At 67.2% G+C, this 1035-nt stretch carries 1 protein-coding gene; it reads left to right on the top strand.

What is annotated here, in order from left to right; translation table 11 throughout:
- Positions 1-971: LLM class flavin-dependent oxidoreductase (locus EOA24_RS39115; protein WP_133374981.1), on the top strand; the 971-nt coding region annotated here is incomplete at its 5' end.
- Positions 972-1035 lie beyond the last annotated feature (64 nt).

Raw genomic sequence — 1035 nt, 5'->3', positions numbered from 1 at the left:
CCTTCCATTCCACCTCTCCGGAAAGCATTCTCGTCGCGCAGCACGTGACCGAGCGGACCCAGCGGCTGAAGCTCATGGTCGCCCACCGGCCAGGCTTCACGGCCCCGACACTCGCCGCCCGGCAGTTCGCGACGCTCGACCATCTGAGCGACGGCCGCATCGCGGTCCATATCATCACCGGCGGCAACGACCAGGAGCTTGCGCAGGACGGCGATCAGCTGACCAAGGAAGAGCGCTACGCCCGCACCAGCGAATATCTCGACATCCTGCGCCAGGAATGGACGAGCGCTAAGCCATTCGATTACGAGGGCAAGTTCTACCGCGTCACCGGAGCCTTTTCCGAGGTCAAGCCGCAGGGGCCGGACGGCATTCCGGTTTATTTCGGAGGCTCGTCCGACGCGGCGATCGCGGTCGCCGGCAAGCATGCCGACATTTATGCGCTGTGGGGCGAGACGCTGGCGCAGGTAGCGGAAACGATCCGGCGCGTGCGCGCCGCGGCCGCTCCTTACGGCCGCTCGCCGCGCTTCAGCCTGTCGCTGCGCCCGATCCTGGCGGACACCGAGGAAGACGCCTGGGCAAAGGCCGACCGCATCCTCGAGCGCGCGAAGGCGCTGCACGCCAGCGGCGAGCGCCTGATCCGCGGCAATGCCGCCGGCCAGCAGCCAGCCAACGAAGGCTCGCGGCGGCTGCTCGCGGCCGCCACCCAAGGCAAGCGCCTGGACAAACGGCTGTGGACCGAGATCGCGACACTGACCGGTGCAAGCGGCAATTCCACCTCGCTGGTCGGCACGCCGGATCAGGTGGCCGAAGCCATGCTCGACTACTACGACCTCGGCGTCACCACCTTCCTGATCCGTGGGTTCGATCCGCTGGAGGACGCGTTCCATTACGGCCGCGACCTCATTCCGCGGGTCCGCGCGCTCGTCGCCGAGCGTGAGAGCGGGACCCGACGCGTGCAGGCCGCCGAGTAGCGAACCGCTTGCCTACGTGAACCGAGCCTTGAACCAGGAGAGAGACAGATGAGCTGGATCATAC

The sequence above is a fragment of the Mesorhizobium sp. M2A.F.Ca.ET.039.01.1.1 genome, from assembly GCF_003998035.1.
Taxonomy (GTDB): domain Bacteria; phylum Pseudomonadota; class Alphaproteobacteria; order Rhizobiales; family Rhizobiaceae; genus Mesorhizobium.
The sequence above is the reverse complement of the archived record's forward strand: the minus strand, read 5'-3'. Positions and strand labels throughout refer to the sequence as shown.